Source organism: Marinobacter vulgaris (genome assembly GCF_003344045.1).
GTDB lineage: Bacteria > Pseudomonadota > Gammaproteobacteria > Pseudomonadales > Oleiphilaceae > Marinobacter > Marinobacter vulgaris.
On record NZ_QFWX01000002.1, the window covers coordinates 357,248 to 370,951 of the forward strand.

Consider the following 13,704-nt stretch of genomic DNA (forward strand, 5'->3'; position numbering starts at 1 on the left):
CGCAAAATATACAGCGCCAGTCACCGGGCATCAATCACTCCCGCAGCCGGGCTGCGGATCAGCGGTAGAGATTCTTGCGGGACAACCGCTCTACCAGCGGCTGGTAAGCGGATCCGAGGACCCGGTTCAGGGCATCGATACCCCAGGCATCCGGCCCCACCAGAATACGGGACTCATCTTTCAGTATACCCCTGATAATGATGTTGGCCGCTTTTTCCGGTGTGGTCATGGCGATCTTGTCGAAGCCCTTGCGCTGGGCATCGGCGTTTTCGGATTTGCCCATGCGGGCCGAATTGGCAATGTTGGTGCGAATACCGCCGGGATGCACACAGCTCACGGCTACTGGCTGCTTTTCCAGCTTCATTTCCTGGCGCAGGGATTCGGTAAAACCGCGAACCGCAAATTTCGCGGCGTTGTAGGCGCTTTGCTTGGGCACGCCAATCAACCCGAACACGCTGGATACGTTCACCACGTGACCGTCCCCGGAAGCAATCAGGTGCGGCAGGAGCGCCCGGGTACCATGGATTACACCCCAGAAGTCGATATCCATGATCCACCGGAAATCTTCGTCGGTCATTTCGCGAACACTGGACGACAGGGCCACACCGGCATTGTTGATTACCAGGTTAACCTGTCCGAAATCGCCCACAACCTGATCCGCATGGGCATAGATGGCATCACGGTCGGCGACGTCCAGGCGGTAGGTTCTGACCTCCGTGGTGCTGCACTGGGCCGCTGTTCCGGCAAGACCCTTGTCATTCACATCTGACAGCGCCAGACGACACCCCTTTGCCGCCAGCGCCACGGCCAGTGCCCGGCCAATGCCGGAACCCGCGCCGGTGATCACAGCTACCCTGTTGTCCAGATCCTTCATCGTCGATGACCTCTTGTTATGCGATGTGTTGCACACTCTAACAGGGTACAATCCGCCGCTCTCATCATTTATCTGTCACTAACGGGTGTTCGTCTGTATGGAGTGGAGCCTCACGCATTTCTGGCTGATTCTCGCCCTCGCGCTGAGCCTTGCCGAACTGACGTCCGGGGTGCTGGTCCTGCTGGCACTGGGCATGGCGGCTGCGCTGACAGCCCTGCTGACATTTCTGGGCGCGCCCTTGGAATGGCAGCTGGTCGGCATGGGTGTATTTTCAGGCATTCTGGTGCCACTTGCCGTCCGCTGGATCAGGCCCAGGTTTTCCCCCAAAGGCGTTGCTTACGGAACAACCGGCACCGGCGTCGAGCAGGGCAGATCCTACCGCACGCTGAAACGGGATTTTGACAACGCCAGCGGCATCAAGGTCAATGGCGACTTTTACCGCCTGCGCACCAGCGATACCGGCATGACCGACTTGCCGGCAGGCACCGAGGTCATTTTCGAACGTTTTGACGGCACCACCGCCGTTGTTCACACGATCAATCACAAGGAGCAGTAGACATGGAATCGGTTATTTCCCCCGGGCTGGTTATCAGCCTCGTTCTAGTTGTCATTGGTATTTTCATTATCGCCAAGGGCCTGGTCATCGTACGCCAGTCCGAGGTCATGGTTATCGAGCGGCTGGGTTCGTTCAACCGGGTGCTCGAGAGTGGCGTAAACATCATTATTCCCTTCATCGAACGCCCCCGCGCCATCATCATGACCCGCTATGTCCGCATGGGCGACGAATACCACCCCAGCAGCAGCTTCGAGACCCGCATCGACCGCCGCGAGACAGTGATGGACTTTCCGGGCCAGCCGGTGGTGACCACCGACAACGTGACCGTGAACATCAATGGCGCCCTGTATTACCAGATCATTGATCCGCGCCGCGCCGTCTATGAAGTCGCCAACATGAGTCAGGCGGTGGAGGTGCTGGCGAAAACCACCCTGCGCTCGGTGGTCGGCAAGATGGAACTGGACAAGCTGTTTGAATCCCGTAGCGAAGTGAACAACGCCATCCAGGCGGAAATGGAAGAAGCCGCTTCGAAATGGGGCGTGAAGCTGACCCGCGTTGAGGTTCAGGACATCAGCATGCCCGAGGAAGTGGAAGAGGCCATGCGCCTGCAGATGGCCGCTGAACGGAAGCGCCGAGCCACCGTGACCGAGGCGGAAGGTGAGAAGTCCGCAGCCATTGCCATGGCCCAGGGCCAGCGGGAATCCGCGATTCTCAATGCCGAGGGCGACAAGGAATCTGCGATTCTGCGCGCCCAGGGTGAGCAGGAATCCATCCGCCTGGTGTTGAGCGCCATCGGGGATACCGAGGACAACAAGCAGACGGTTATCGGTTACCTGCTCGGCCAGAGCTATATCAAGGTACTGCCCAACATGGCCAAGGACGGTGAGCGGGTGTTTGTACCCTACGAGTCCTCCGCCCTGCTGGGTTCCATGGGCATGTTCCGGGAACTGGCCGGCAGCCCCGAGGACATTGTACGCCAGAGCGTGAAGCAGGACGGCCTGCGTGGTGGCATGGTGGCCTCAGCGGGCAACAGCTAGGCCCAACTGACCGGCTATTGATGGCCGCCGCCAGCCTTATCCCAGAAGGTTGTCGAGCGGTCGCTGGTACCCCGGTGCAAACACTTCCAGAAAGTACATGACTTCCGGCAGGGCATCTTCCTCCAGCTTTTTGAGGATGTGCCCCGCTGCCGACTCGAATTCCTTGTTACCCGCCTGCATTTCCGCCTGGCATTTCAGCAATGCTGACAGCCGGTCCGCTGCCTTGATCAGCTCTTTTTCTTCCGGCGCCCAGCGTGACTCACGGATGTATGGAGCAAATTCATCCCGAAGGTCGTCTGGAAGCAAGGCCAGTAGCTCCGCCTCAGCCTTGTGCTCTATATCCCCGAAAGCCTCCCGCATGACTTTGGAGTGATATTTGACCGGCGTCGGCATATCCCCCGTAATAACCTCAGTGGCATCGTGGTACAGCGCTGCGGCTGCGATCCGGTCAACGTTCACCTGCCCGCCAAAGTGCCTGTTGCGAATAATGGCCAGGGCGTGGGCCAGGGTGGCCACCTCCCAGGAATGGGTGGCGACGTTTTCTTCGATGGCGTTACGCATCAGCCCCCAGCGCCTGATCCATCGGAGTCGGCTGACATAGGCAAAAAAATGGCTGAGAGGACGGCTCACAAGAATTTCCCGTTTTGCATGAGTTTATAGTTGACCTCTTCTGGCAATGAAACAACGATGCTAATGTGAACTCACGTTCAATGTTTAACAGCGCGGAATCGCAATTTTGAAAGTCAGACGCCTGCTGAAAACCGCCTTCCTGTTTCCCTGCATGTCCGTGGTCCTGGGCTTTCCTGTCAGCGCAGTATCAGAAACCGAAATTGCCGTCGGTGTCTATCATTTCCCACCCGTGGCTACCGTGCGCGACCAGGGCAGGGCTGACGGCTTGCTGGGAGAGCTTCTGACCGAGCTTGAAACCAACGAGCAGGCCATCTCCTTCCGCGTAGTGCACACCTCTCCCCAACGCCGGTACCTGGATTTTGAAGCCGGATTATACGACGTCATCTTCTTCCAGAGCCTGGACTGGGGATGGGATTCCCAACCGGTCACCGCCACCCGCCCGGTGCTTGCCGATGAGGAAGTCTATGTGGCTCTCGACAAGCCCGGGCGGGACCAGCGTTTTTTCGATAATATTGCTGACCGGAATATTGTCGCCATTTCCGGCTACCATTACGGCTTTGCCGGGCTGTCGACGGACAATGCAGCACTGCAGGAACGCTTCGCAATCGAATTCTCGCACAGCCATGGTCGCAACCTGAATTTGATCAAGGCCGACCGGCCATCGGTGGCGGAAGTGGCCATCGTCAGTCGTTCCTACCTCCAGATGTACATGGAGCAAAACCCCGGAGACAGGGACAGGTTTCTGGTATCCGACGTGGCCGACCAGAGATATCTGCTCCATATCCTCGCTCGTGAAAATGGTCCGATCAGTGCCGAATCCCTGGAGCAAATGCTATTGCCGCTGATCGAAAGTGGCCGTTACCAGCAAATGGTTGACCGCTACGGGCTTCAGTTACCGCCTGACCTGGACCGGCGCTGACTCCGGGAGTCAGCGGGCGTCCAGCTCAAAGCTGATGGTCACCGTGCCGTCTTCACCGGCACTCGCATCCCGCACCGGGTCGCGCAGGAAGAGCTGGCTTTCCGGTACGTTGTAGTTCTCCTGCATCTGTCGGCGTAACCAGACCCCCCGGGCCGAGGCCAGGTTGCCCAGGGCCTCCGGTGGCAACTCAATATCGGTCATCAGCCTGTCTACCAGTGCCTGCTCCCACTCCGACTGGCCGATCTCGCCATCTTCGCCGGCGACCTCCTCCCGGAAAGCATCCAGAGAGGCGAGGTTATCAGAGTTGCTGTAAGCCTGCTCCAGCCGGGCGATACGCTCAGCTGGCGGGGTATTCCCGGCGATGCCCACTCGCTCGAACAGCCGCTGCTGTCTCAGCCCGCTGGCATCGGCCTCCGGTGAAACTGCACCACGGATGTTCAGCACCAACGACGGGCGATCATTGAGCGCTTTCCCCAGCGCTTCCAGCTTGGCAGTTTCGCCCTCGGCCGGCTCAACCCGTCCGGGCTCAAAACTGATTCTGCCCAGATCCTCTCCCGACAGGCCCGCCATATCCACGATCGAACCCAGCATGCTGAACGGCGACGTGGCGGCTTTGGCTACGAGGTTGACGAAGGCGCTCATGACCACCTGTCCGATGCTGAAGTCCGGGCTTTCCAGATCACCACTGATAGGGATGTTAATATCGATAACCCCGTCGCTGTCACTCAGCAGCGCCAGGCCGAGCTTGACCGGGGCACTGATCGCCTGGTCGCTGGGCACCGATTGCCCGAGTTCGAGACGGTTCAGGACCACACTGTTGCCGGCATCGATGGTGGTACCGGAAAATTTGTAATCCAGATCCAGGTTCAGTTTGCCACTGTCGACACCATAGCCCAGATAGCGGCCAAAGTAGGGCGACAATATGGGCAGAGAGACACTTTCCATGCTCAGCTCGAACTCACTGGTATCGTCTGTTCCCAGGGCGCCCACGGAACCATCAAGCGTCATGCTGCCAACGTCGCCAACCCGCCCCTGGACAGACACCTTACCCTGCTGCGGGGCAACGTTGCTTAGCCCGGTTACTGAACCACGGAGCTGGTCAAAACGGGTAGCAAAAGTGGGGTCGAGGGTGCGGTCGGTGAAGGAAACAGTTCCTTCTTCCAGCATCAACTGCCCGATGCGGAAAATAAACTCCGGCTCACTGTCATCCGCCGCTGAATCTCCGGCGGAGTCCTCCGGTGGTGTCGACCGCACAATTCGCTGCAGGTTGTTGCCACCATCCTGTTCACGAACCACATTCACCGTCGGACCCGCCAGGGTAACGGTTCCGATTTCCAGACGCGCCGGCGCCACATTGTATTCCACCGGTTCCAGGCGCAGAGTCTGCCAGCCAATCAGGCGCTGATCACTGTTCCCCAGACGCACGTCCAGCTCCGACACTTCACCGGTGCCGCTGAAGGTTCCGGTAAGAGGATCCTGCTGCTGATCCAGATCAAGATTGCCGTCCACATTCAGGCGACCATTCCGGACATCCAGATTGGCTGCTTCATTGATATAGGCGGAAAACTGGGCAAGAATGATGTCGGAACCGGCGATTCCCGCCTCCAGGGTAAACGGCGAGGGTGTCGTCTGGCCGTTGAACACCAGCCGGCCGCCACCGCCCAGGGTGGCATCGGCACTGTAGTTGACCGGATCTTCCAGTTGATGGGAAAGCTTCCCGATCTCGATGTTGAGGTCTTTTAACGCCAGCTCGGCTTTGGTCCGCAACTGCTGGTCCTGCCAGTTTACGGAACTGTTGCCAAGCTCCACGCCAGCTACTGACCAGCGGAACGGCATATCGCTGCCTGCTGAATCGTCGGCCTGTTCCTCGCCGCTATCGTCAGTGCCTGCCTGAAATGGCGCAAGCAGATTGATCGAACCGTCCGGGTCGCGACGCAGCGACAGGTTCACAGCGTCAATAGTAACGGTTCCGGTCGACGCCTCGCGGCTGTTCAGGCCAAAGCGGATATCATCAACCCGGATGCTGTCGGTCGTGAGCAGCTCGTCGTCACTATCCGCCAGGCCCAGGCCAAGGTTTTCCACGCTCAGCTGGCCGCCGGAGGTGGTCAGCGACAGCTCATTGTCGGCCCGTAACTCGTAATCGGTGCTCAGGGTTACGCGACCATCGCTGAGCCGGTAGGGAAGGTAGGATTTCAAAAAGTGCTGGAGCGTGGTATGAGTCACCCCGCCCATTTTGATGAAGCCTCTTGAATACAGGGGCGCAATACTGAGATCACCTTCCCATTCTATGGTCTGGCTGCCGACCGCCGCCAACAGGTAATAGTTGCTGTCGGACTCCTCCCGCGGCCAGGTGGCCAGATCATTCAACGCCAGATCCAGAGGAGTCACGCGGAAGTTTTCCTGCTCCTGCTGGCTGAAGTCGCGGAATAACAGTTCGCCACCGGCTACCCTGACACGATCGAATTGCAGACGGATGGGCTCTTCCGATGCGCCCTCATCCTCGGCCGGGGCCTCTGCCGCAGCGTTGTTCGCCTGCCAGTCCTCTGCAAAGTTCACGCTGTAGTCGTCAAGCAGGTCCAGCCGGATGTAGGGTTCTTCCAGCTCGATGTTCTGTAACGCAACAACACCGGTAACCAGTCGCCAGACCCCGAGGTTGGTATAGAGGCGGTCAAAGGCAAGAACCGCGTCACCATTGCTGTCATCGGCATCGAGATCCACAATCTCGACGCTCATGACAAACGGGTTCACGCGGACGTCTCCGACTTCCGCCTGCCATCCCATGTGCTGCTCCAGCCTTTCCGGCAGGGCCCGCTCCAGCCACCAGGGCAGCGCCAGAAACCCGAGGAGGGCGTAAATCACGACCAGGACCAGAACAACGATCGAGATATTTCTGACAGACAATCGTCGTGTGCGGTTTGCGACCACCATGTTCTCCTTGTTAATCAGCGGTGACGGGCACAAAAGGGCCCCTGTCTGATAAACAAGGATAGTCCGCAAGTAACGGTTTTGTCAGCCAGAAATACCTGTGGACTGACAAGCCCCGGTGAACCCGATATTCTGTCGTCAACGTATTGAACGACGAATTCAACAAACAGGTAACCCTGATGGACATTAGCGATATGCGCCGCGACTTCGAGAGCGAAGGCCTTGACCGCGATGCTCTCGATAACAACCCGGTCATGCAGTTCCAGACGTGGTTCGGCGATGCCCGTGAAGCCGGTATTCTCGAGCCCAATGCAATGTCATTGGCCACCACCGGCGGCGACGGCATGCCGGACATACGGACGGTGCTGCTGAAATACTTTGATGAGTCGGGTTTCGTGTTCTACACCAATTATGGCAGCCGTAAGGCCCGGGAACTGGCCGAGAATCCGCAAGCGGCCCTGCTGTTTCCCTGGCTCACCCTTAACCGCCAGGTGCGGATACAAGGCAGGGTGGAGAAGGTCAGTAAATCCGAGTCACTGCGGTACTTCGCTTCCCGCCCCCGGGGCAGCCAGATTGGTGCCTGGGTATCGGAGCAGAGCCGGGCCATTACCTCCCGGGGGCTGCTCGAGCAGAAAGTTGCGGAGATGAAGCGACGGTTCAGCGAGGGCGAGATTCCACTGCCGGATTTCTGGGGCGGTTATCGGGTGGTCCCGGAGCGGATCGAATTCTGGCAGGGCCGGCCAAGCCGGCTTCACGACCGGTTCGAGTACGTGAAACAGGACAACGGCTGGGCCATCGACCGGCTTCAGCCCTGATACCGCGCCACAGGCTTTAAAGCGAGCAGGAGTATCTATGGATGATCATCAACGCTGCCCCTGGTGTGGCGATGACCCTGTTTACATCGAGTACCACGATAATGTCTGGGGCCGCCCCGAACACGACGATCTGGCGCTGTTCGAGAAGCTGTGCCTGGATGGCCAGCAGGCGGGGTTAAGCTGGCTTACCATCCTGAAAAAACAGCAAAATTACCGGGCAGCCTACGATCACTTCGATCCGGAATGCATCGCCCAGTACGATGAAAGCAGGGTTGAATCCCTGCTGCAGAATCGGGGCATCGTGCGCAACCGCCTGAAAGTTGAATCCATTATCCGCAACGCCCGGGGATATCTCGACCTGCAGGCGCAGGGCCACTCGTTCAGTGAGTTCCTCTGGTCGTTCGTAAATGGCGAGCCGGTACAGAACAACTGGCACCGCATTGAAGACGTGCCTGTCTACACCCCGGAAGCGGAGGCCATGTCCAGGGCGCTCAAAAAAAGCGGTTTCAACTTTGTCGGGCCCACCATTGTTTACGCGTTCATGCAGGCGGTGGGAATGGTAAATGACCACCTGACGACCTGCCCCCAGCATACTGTCTGCCGCGCACTCGCTGGCAAGGTCTGAAACCCTGTTTGCCTGACGGTTTCAGGCCCCGGGATGATCCCAAACGCCCCTCCGCTCGTAAGTCCGTGGGTAATAAATCATTCCCGAGTCCTACTACGAGAGCAAAACGGTGAGACTAACCCTGGACGAACTCAGGCAAAAGCCAGATCTGACCATCGACCTTCTGGAAATCATTTCGCTGGAAGGCCAGCAGTACATGGCGAGGCTGGTTATCGACGGAGACTATTTCCTGCTGTCCGATGCCAAAGGCAACACACGATTATTCCGCAGCAGCTGGGAGATACAGGACACCTTCGCGGTATTCAACGTTATTTCCACAGACGTGGTTCATCCCTCGGCATACCATGAAATGGTCGGCATGGAGCCTGCTGAGATTGAACCCATGAGAATACGGGTCCAGGGGCGCGACTCGTGATTGCGGTCGCCAGACTGGCGATTGTCGTAGGTATCGCCGGACTACTGCCGTTTCTTGCGGCAATACTAGGCCTGTTCATGATGCCGGCCAAAAGTGTCGCCATTATCGGTTATTTTTACCTTTACAGTGCCGGCATCCTGGCCTTCATGGCCGGTATCTACTGGCCCCTGGCCATGCAGCTTGAAAACCGGTGCTATCCGATTTCCCCACTGGTCACCATGCTGCTCAGCCAGGTTTTCTTCATTACCGCCGGCATCGGCCTGTTGCTGCCCGTTACCGCACAGATTGTATTGTATACACTTGCCTATTTGGGACTTTACGTGGTCGATGCACGCTGGATGCGGGTGTACTGGCCGGCCTGGTATCTGAAGCTAAGGTTGGTGCTGACAGCCGTTGTGCTGCTCTGTCAGGTCGTAGCCGGCACCTGGTTTTTCATGGCGCACGGCTGACTTTCGAAATTTGAACACGCCTCTTTTTTTACAAAAACCCATTTCTATAGAAGCGGTCACTATGAATCGGCCATTATTCAAAACTTCCGGAGCCTAGTAGCTCCGGAATACATCCTCCGGGCTTTCAACCCGGGTCCTCAGTTTCTTCAGGGCGCCTTTTTCAATCTGCCTGACCCGTTCACGGCTGATGCCCAGATGGTCGGAAATCACCTGCAGCGTTTCCGGCTCGGGCAAGCCCAGGCCGAAGCGTCTGGCCAGTACATCTTTTTCCCGGGAACTCAGGTCAGCCAACAGCGCTGCCAGGGTGCGCTTGCGGTCCCGGTGCACCATCTCATGATCCGGCGCCGACTGTTCTCCGGCGCTCAGGCTGTCACCCAGGGTGACGCTTCCCTCTGTGGTCACCGGCGTATCCACGGACACTTCCATGTTTGCCAGCGCCCGCAGCTCTCCGATGCGCGATGGCGACACCTCAATTTCCTGTGCCAGCTCGCTTTGGGATGGCGTGCGGCCGAGGGTCTGGTGAAGCATCAGGGATTTTTTCTGCAGCAGGCGAATTTCATCCACCACGTTTTCAGGCGTATGCACCAGACGGGAACCCCGCTTCATGCAGCGTTTCACCTCCTCGCTGATCCACCAGTAGGCATAGGTGGAGAAACGGAATCCCTTGGTGGGGTCAAACCGTTCCACCGCCTTGATCAGGCCAACGTTGGCGTCCTGGATCACATCCGACATAGGAATACCGCGATTGGCATAGCGCCGTGCGATATGGACCGCCAGCCGCAGATTGCTACGAATCAGCCGCTGGCGGCTGTCAGTGGCAAGCTGGTAGGCACGGCGGCAGCGGGTGGAAAACGCGCAGGCATCCCCCAGGCTCCCGACAACTTCACGAAAGGTTTGGGGCGTGTCTTCCGGCAGGTCCAATTCCCTGGAAATGATCCGGTAACAGAAAGACAATCTGCGGGACAGACGGCGCTCGCCTTCATTGGTCAGCAGTTCATAACGGGACGCATCCCTGAAGTACAGCCCTACAAGGGATTCCGTTTCGCCGGAGTGGGCTATGGTCGGAGACGGCCCCGGGCTCAGAAGTTCACTCATGGCTCAGGTTCCGGTCGTAAATTTATAAAAGATACGCGCGGAACAGTGCCATGGATTCCCGGCTACCGGGGCCACGAGGGCCCGTTGCGGCAATTACGGACAGGGCGAACCCTGCCCGGCTTATGCTGCGACGATGGCGTACTCGTGGTTATAGGGCTCGATCAGTACGGCGTGAAGCGCCACGATCGTCTTCTTGTAGGCGTCTTCATCCACCACAAACTGGATATCCACCTGGCGCATGCACTGATGCAGGGCCAGAACACTGATCTCCTCATCCGCCAGCGCCTTGACCGATCGCGCCAGGATACCGGGGATCTTGATGTCACTGCCGATGGCAGAAACGATCGCGACCTTGCGGGTGTTCACTTCGGCATTGGGGAACTCGTCTTTCAGTGCCCGGACTACCCGCTTGACGTGCTTGAGAGTGCTATCAACGTAATGGGTGATGGTGTTGGCGTTGGTATCCTTGGACACGAAACGCACCTTGAAGCGGCCAAGCACCTCAAGAATCCGGCGATCAGAGCCGGGCTCCCCCTGCATGTCCTGGTCAAACACCTCGATGGCAAACACGCCCTTGTTGCCGGCGATGATCTCTACCTGGGGTTTCTCACTGACGTAATCACCGGTGATCAGGGTACCGGTGTGCTCCGGCTCGAAGGTGTTCATGACCCGCAGCGGAATCTCGTTCTGGCGCATACCCTTGCCGGCCCGGGGGTGGATCGCTTCCATTCCCAGATTGGCCAGCTGATCCGCCACATCGTAGTTGGTACGGCCCAGGGGTACCACCTTGTCCGCGCCTACAATGTTGGGGTCGGCGGAGCTGAGATGGTATTCCTTGTGGATAATGGCCTCACGGGCGTTGGTGATGACCGCCACCCGGCTGAAGGTCATCTCGCTGTAGCCGCGATCGAAAGTACGCATCAGGCCTTCGCTGCACTGAGCGTAGCCGGTGACGATCGGCAGTTCGCGGGTCAGGTCCACCGCATCAAAAGCCTGCTTGAGCTTTTCATCCAGGGGCAGCAACTCGTTATCACGCCAGCCCGTCAGGTCCACGAAGCGGGCATTGATGCCTTCCTGCTGAAGCTTCAGGGCGGTGTTGAAGGCGCTGTGCGCCTCGCCGATGCCGGCCAGCATTTCCCGGACCGTCAGCAGATGTTCCTCCAGCTGGAACTGGCCATAGGAGCACAGCCGCTGCAGATCAATCAGGCAACCACGAACCCCTTCAATCCGGTCGGTAATAAACTGGTCCGCCTGCTGCTTGAGCATGGGGTCCTTGAACAGTTCGCCGTTGATGTCGGTGAGGAATTTGATCAGCTTGGTCAGGTCGTCGCCCCAGGCCCAGTCCGATTCCGCATCCGCAAACAGGGCATAAACGCCTGGTTCGCCGGTTTTCTTGTGTTCCAGCAGTTCATCGGTGACACCGCCGTAGGCGGAGACCACAAATATGCGCTGGTAGTAGTCTTCTTTTTCGCGCCCGCCAAGAATGATGTTATCGCGCACAGCCTCGTAGTTACTCATTGAGGTGCCGCCAATTTTCTCTACGGTATGGAGTTCGCTAGTCATAGTGTTACCGTCGTTATCCTGCAGAATGAATTTGGGAGAATGGCAGATGCCTCAGGAGGCCTTGCTCATTCCTTCCTGCATGATTTCATCCACGCTTTGAGCTGGAAGTTTAGCACCTTTGTGCATATTCCCCCGCTGGTCGTCTGCGGCATCAGGCAGTTGGTCACTTCGTCAAGGCTGTTAAGCCGGCTTTGTAAAGGGCCCGATGCGGAGCAGGAATTCCGAGTCGTGCTTGCCGCCAAAGTGGATGTCTTTCTCAAAGTGCTCGTGATAGGTGAGTTCAGCACCCATGTCCCGGGCAAAAGACCGGAACAGCGCCCAGGAAGCCTCGTTGTCTTCGGTGATGGTGGTTTCCATATGGGTCACGTCTTTGCACGCGTCCCGGGCCACGATCGCCTTCAGCATCCGCTTGGCCAGACCCTGCCCACGACCTTTTTCGTGAACCGCGACCTGCCAGACAAACACGGTTTCGGGCTGCTGGGGGGGAATGTACCCGGAAATAAAGCCGACCAGATCGCCGTCTATCTCCGCCGCCACGCCGGTTTCGGCAAAGTGGCTGCACTGCAGGAGGTTGCAGTAGATCGAGTTGGGGTCCAGAGGTGGGCACTCTGCCACGAGCTGGTGAAGCCTGTAGCCATCATCCTTGACCGGTGTGCGAAGGTTGATGGCGGTGATATTCGAGCCTTCTGATGTCATAACGTGATCGATCCGCCTCAAAAAGTTAGCGCTAAATTATATAGACCACAAAATATATTTCAAGTCAGCCTTTCCAGGGAGCACTGCCAACAGCGTGCCCCATGCTTTAATAATAGAACGGATTATCGCCCTGGCCAGTGACAAATCGATCAAACACTGGGCGGAAAAACAACGCGACCGGGTGTCAGGGACGTTCCGCCGCTTATGCGATCACGGTAGGAGTCCGCCGCTGCCGACCCGGCGGGCCATAGCTGGTCAAACCGGGACAGCCAGGCAGCCAGGTCATAGGCTACCGGCAGCAGGGATACGCTCAGCCCTTTGCTGTCAAAACCCGCAACAGGCTCATGCAGCGGAGCGGTCAGGGCAATGCGGGTAATCAGCCCCCGCGGGTCCTGCGCCAGGTTACCCATGCCGGCGGAGCCGTTGTTGACCACCGTGCGACTGCGCCCGTCCACGGTACCTGACCAGAGCACCGGCAGACAGGTATGGGTGGAAGCAATCACATCAGCGCCGGTACGCCTGAACCATTCGGTAAGCTCGTGCCCGTTACCTGCCACAAAGGACTCGTGAGCCAGCCCCCATCCGGCCAGGGATCCGGGATCACCATGAAGCACCAAAACCTTTAGGCCTCCAAGCAACAGACAACGATAGCGGGGCAGAAGGCGGAGCCGTTGCTGAAGATCCGGATGGTTACCCGCGACAGCCTGAAGCCGTTCCATCATGGCGTTGGAGCGCGCTACCACACGCTCGTCCACGAAATCCGGATAGGCACAGCCACAACCGGCACCATCGTTGGGCGTGGCCAGTTCGTAGTCCACATTACCCAGGCTGACGGTGTGCTCCAGCACGCGGCTGTTAATCTCCCGGAACAGACTGTCGCTGGCGTTGAACCAGTTAAAATCGCCATTGAAGACCAGCCTCACCCTGCGCCCCTGCTGTTCCTCCGCGCGCGCCATCCGCTCGATTTCATCAAGCGCATAAGGGTTTCCGTAAAGGCCCCCAACAACGTAGAGCACGTCTTCGGATACCGGGCGGGGGTCCAGGCACAAGTCGGAAGGCCTGTAACGATAGGCCAGGGGGCAGCTTCGACCTTCGCTCATGACGG

At 58.3% G+C, this 13,704-nt stretch carries 14 protein-coding genes; 7 read left to right on the forward strand and 7 right to left on the reverse strand.

What is annotated here, in order from left to right; translation table 11 throughout:
- Positions 1-58: 58 nt before the first annotated feature.
- On the reverse strand, positions 59-874 hold the full coding sequence (locus DIT71_RS04860; RefSeq protein ID WP_114612080.1) for an SDR family NAD(P)-dependent oxidoreductase: 816 nt from the start codon (positions 872-874) through the stop codon (positions 59-61).
- Between the two features lie 97 nt (positions 875-971).
- Between DIT71_RS04860 and DIT71_RS04865 the strand changes: the two genes are divergently transcribed.
- Together DIT71_RS04865 and DIT71_RS04870 are read left to right on the forward strand one after the other, a co-directional pair.
- The gene (locus DIT71_RS04865; RefSeq protein WP_114612081.1) at positions 972-1,430 is read left to right on the forward strand and encodes an NfeD family protein; all 459 of its coding nucleotides are present in this window, start codon (positions 972-974) and stop codon (positions 1,428-1,430) included.
- Positions 1,431-1,432: 2 nt separating this feature from the next.
- Positions 1,433-2,467, forward strand: a complete 1,035-nt coding sequence (locus DIT71_RS04870) for an SPFH domain-containing protein (protein ID WP_114612082.1) — start codon at positions 1,433-1,435, stop codon at positions 2,465-2,467.
- Between the two features lie 36 nt (positions 2,468-2,503).
- Here the strand turns inward: DIT71_RS04870 and yfbR are convergent, their stop codons facing one another.
- Positions 2,504-3,097: a 5'-deoxynucleotidase gene (gene yfbR, locus DIT71_RS04875; protein WP_114612083.1), complete on the reverse strand. Its 594-nt coding sequence runs from the start codon at positions 3,095-3,097 to the stop codon at positions 2,504-2,506.
- A gap of 106 nt (positions 3,098-3,203) precedes the next feature.
- On the opposite strand from yfbR, the gene DIT71_RS04880 reads away from it, so the two are divergent.
- Positions 3,204-4,016 carry a hypothetical protein gene (locus DIT71_RS04880; protein ID WP_227537951.1) on the forward strand — a complete coding sequence of 271 codons (813 nt, stop codon included), beginning with the start codon at positions 3,204-3,206 and terminating at the stop codon, positions 4,014-4,016.
- A 9-nt stretch (positions 4,017-4,025) separates the two neighbouring features.
- Here DIT71_RS04880 and DIT71_RS04885 read toward each other — a convergent pair whose 3' ends face one another.
- Positions 4,026-6,944: a DUF748 domain-containing protein gene (locus DIT71_RS04885; RefSeq protein ID WP_114612084.1), complete on the reverse strand. Its 2,919-nt coding sequence runs from the start codon at positions 6,942-6,944 to the stop codon at positions 4,026-4,028.
- Positions 6,945-7,120: 176 nt separating this feature from the next.
- Here DIT71_RS04885 and pdxH point away from each other — a divergent pair, with 176 nt between their 5' ends.
- The 4 genes from pdxH (at position 7,121) to DIT71_RS04905 (ending at position 9,245) form a co-directional block, all read left to right on the forward strand.
- Positions 7,121-7,756: a pyridoxamine 5'-phosphate oxidase gene (gene pdxH, locus DIT71_RS04890; RefSeq protein ID WP_114612342.1), complete on the forward strand. Its 636-nt coding sequence runs from the start codon at positions 7,121-7,123 to the stop codon at positions 7,754-7,756.
- A 37-nt stretch (positions 7,757-7,793) separates the two neighbouring features.
- Positions 7,794-8,381 (forward strand): DNA-3-methyladenine glycosylase I, encoded by a 588-nt coding sequence (locus tag DIT71_RS04895; protein WP_114612085.1) that lies wholly within the window; start codon positions 7,794-7,796, stop codon positions 8,379-8,381.
- Positions 8,382-8,490: 109 nt separating this feature from the next.
- Positions 8,491-8,796 (forward strand): DUF6482 family protein, encoded by a 306-nt coding sequence (locus DIT71_RS04900; RefSeq protein WP_114612086.1) that lies wholly within the window; start codon positions 8,491-8,493, stop codon positions 8,794-8,796.
- The gene (locus DIT71_RS04905) at positions 8,793-9,245 is read left to right on the forward strand and encodes a DUF3429 domain-containing protein (RefSeq protein WP_114612087.1); all 453 of its coding nucleotides are present in this window, start codon (positions 8,793-8,795) and stop codon (positions 9,243-9,245) included. Before DIT71_RS04900 ends, DIT71_RS04905 begins: the two co-directional genes overlap by 4 nt.
- Before the next feature lie 93 nt (positions 9,246-9,338).
- On the opposite strand, the gene DIT71_RS04910 is transcribed toward DIT71_RS04905, so the two are convergent.
- The 4 genes from DIT71_RS04910 to DIT71_RS04925 form a co-directional block, all read right to left on the reverse strand.
- Positions 9,339-10,340, reverse strand: coding sequence for a sigma-70 family RNA polymerase sigma factor (locus DIT71_RS04910; RefSeq protein WP_114612088.1), 1,002 nt, complete (start codon positions 10,338-10,340; stop codon positions 9,339-9,341).
- Positions 10,341-10,460: 120 nt separating this feature from the next.
- Positions 10,461-11,903, reverse strand: a complete 1,443-nt coding sequence (locus DIT71_RS04915) for an aspartate kinase (protein WP_114612089.1) — start codon at positions 11,901-11,903, stop codon at positions 10,461-10,463.
- A gap of 180 nt (positions 11,904-12,083) precedes the next feature.
- Entirely contained in the window at positions 12,084-12,599 is a 516-nt protein-coding gene (gene ectA / locus DIT71_RS04920; RefSeq protein WP_114612090.1) for a diaminobutyrate acetyltransferase, read from the reverse strand.
- A 149-nt stretch (positions 12,600-12,748) separates the two neighbouring features.
- Positions 12,749-13,699, reverse strand: coding sequence for a hypothetical protein (locus tag DIT71_RS04925; RefSeq protein ID WP_114612091.1), 951 nt, complete (start codon positions 13,697-13,699; stop codon positions 12,749-12,751).
- Positions 13,700-13,704 lie beyond the last annotated feature (5 nt).

Excerpts from the sequence above, each read along its gene's own strand:
- DIT71_RS04860 (WP_114612080.1), bottom strand. The coding sequence starts at position 874 with ATGAAGGATCTGGACAACAGGGTAGCTGTGATCACCGGCGCGGGTTCC.
- DIT71_RS04865 (WP_114612081.1), top strand. The coding sequence starts at position 972 with ATGGAGTGGAGCCTCACGCATTTCTGGCTGATTCTCGCCCTCGCGCTG.
- DIT71_RS04870 (WP_114612082.1), top strand. The coding sequence starts at position 1,433 with ATGGAATCGGTTATTTCCCCCGGGCTGGTTATCAGCCTCGTTCTAGTT.
- DIT71_RS04885 (WP_114612084.1), bottom strand. The coding sequence starts at position 6,944 with ATGGTGGTCGCAAACCGCACACGACGATTGTCTGTCAGAAATATCTCG.
- pdxH (WP_114612342.1), top strand. The coding sequence starts at position 7,121 with ATGGACATTAGCGATATGCGCCGCGACTTCGAGAGCGAAGGCCTTGAC.
- DIT71_RS04895 (WP_114612085.1), top strand. The coding sequence starts at position 7,794 with ATGGATGATCATCAACGCTGCCCCTGGTGTGGCGATGACCCTGTTTAC.
- DIT71_RS04910 (WP_114612088.1), bottom strand. The coding sequence starts at position 10,340 with ATGAGTGAACTTCTGAGCCCGGGGCCGTCTCCGACCATAGCCCACTCC.
- DIT71_RS04915 (WP_114612089.1), bottom strand. The coding sequence starts at position 11,903 with ATGACTAGCGAACTCCATACCGTAGAGAAAATTGGCGGCACCTCAATG.
- ectA (WP_114612090.1), bottom strand. The coding sequence starts at position 12,599 with ATGACATCAGAAGGCTCGAATATCACCGCCATCAACCTTCGCACACCG.
- DIT71_RS04925 (WP_114612091.1), bottom strand. The coding sequence starts at position 13,699 with ATGAGCGAAGGTCGAAGCTGCCCCCTGGCCTATCGTTACAGGCCTTCC.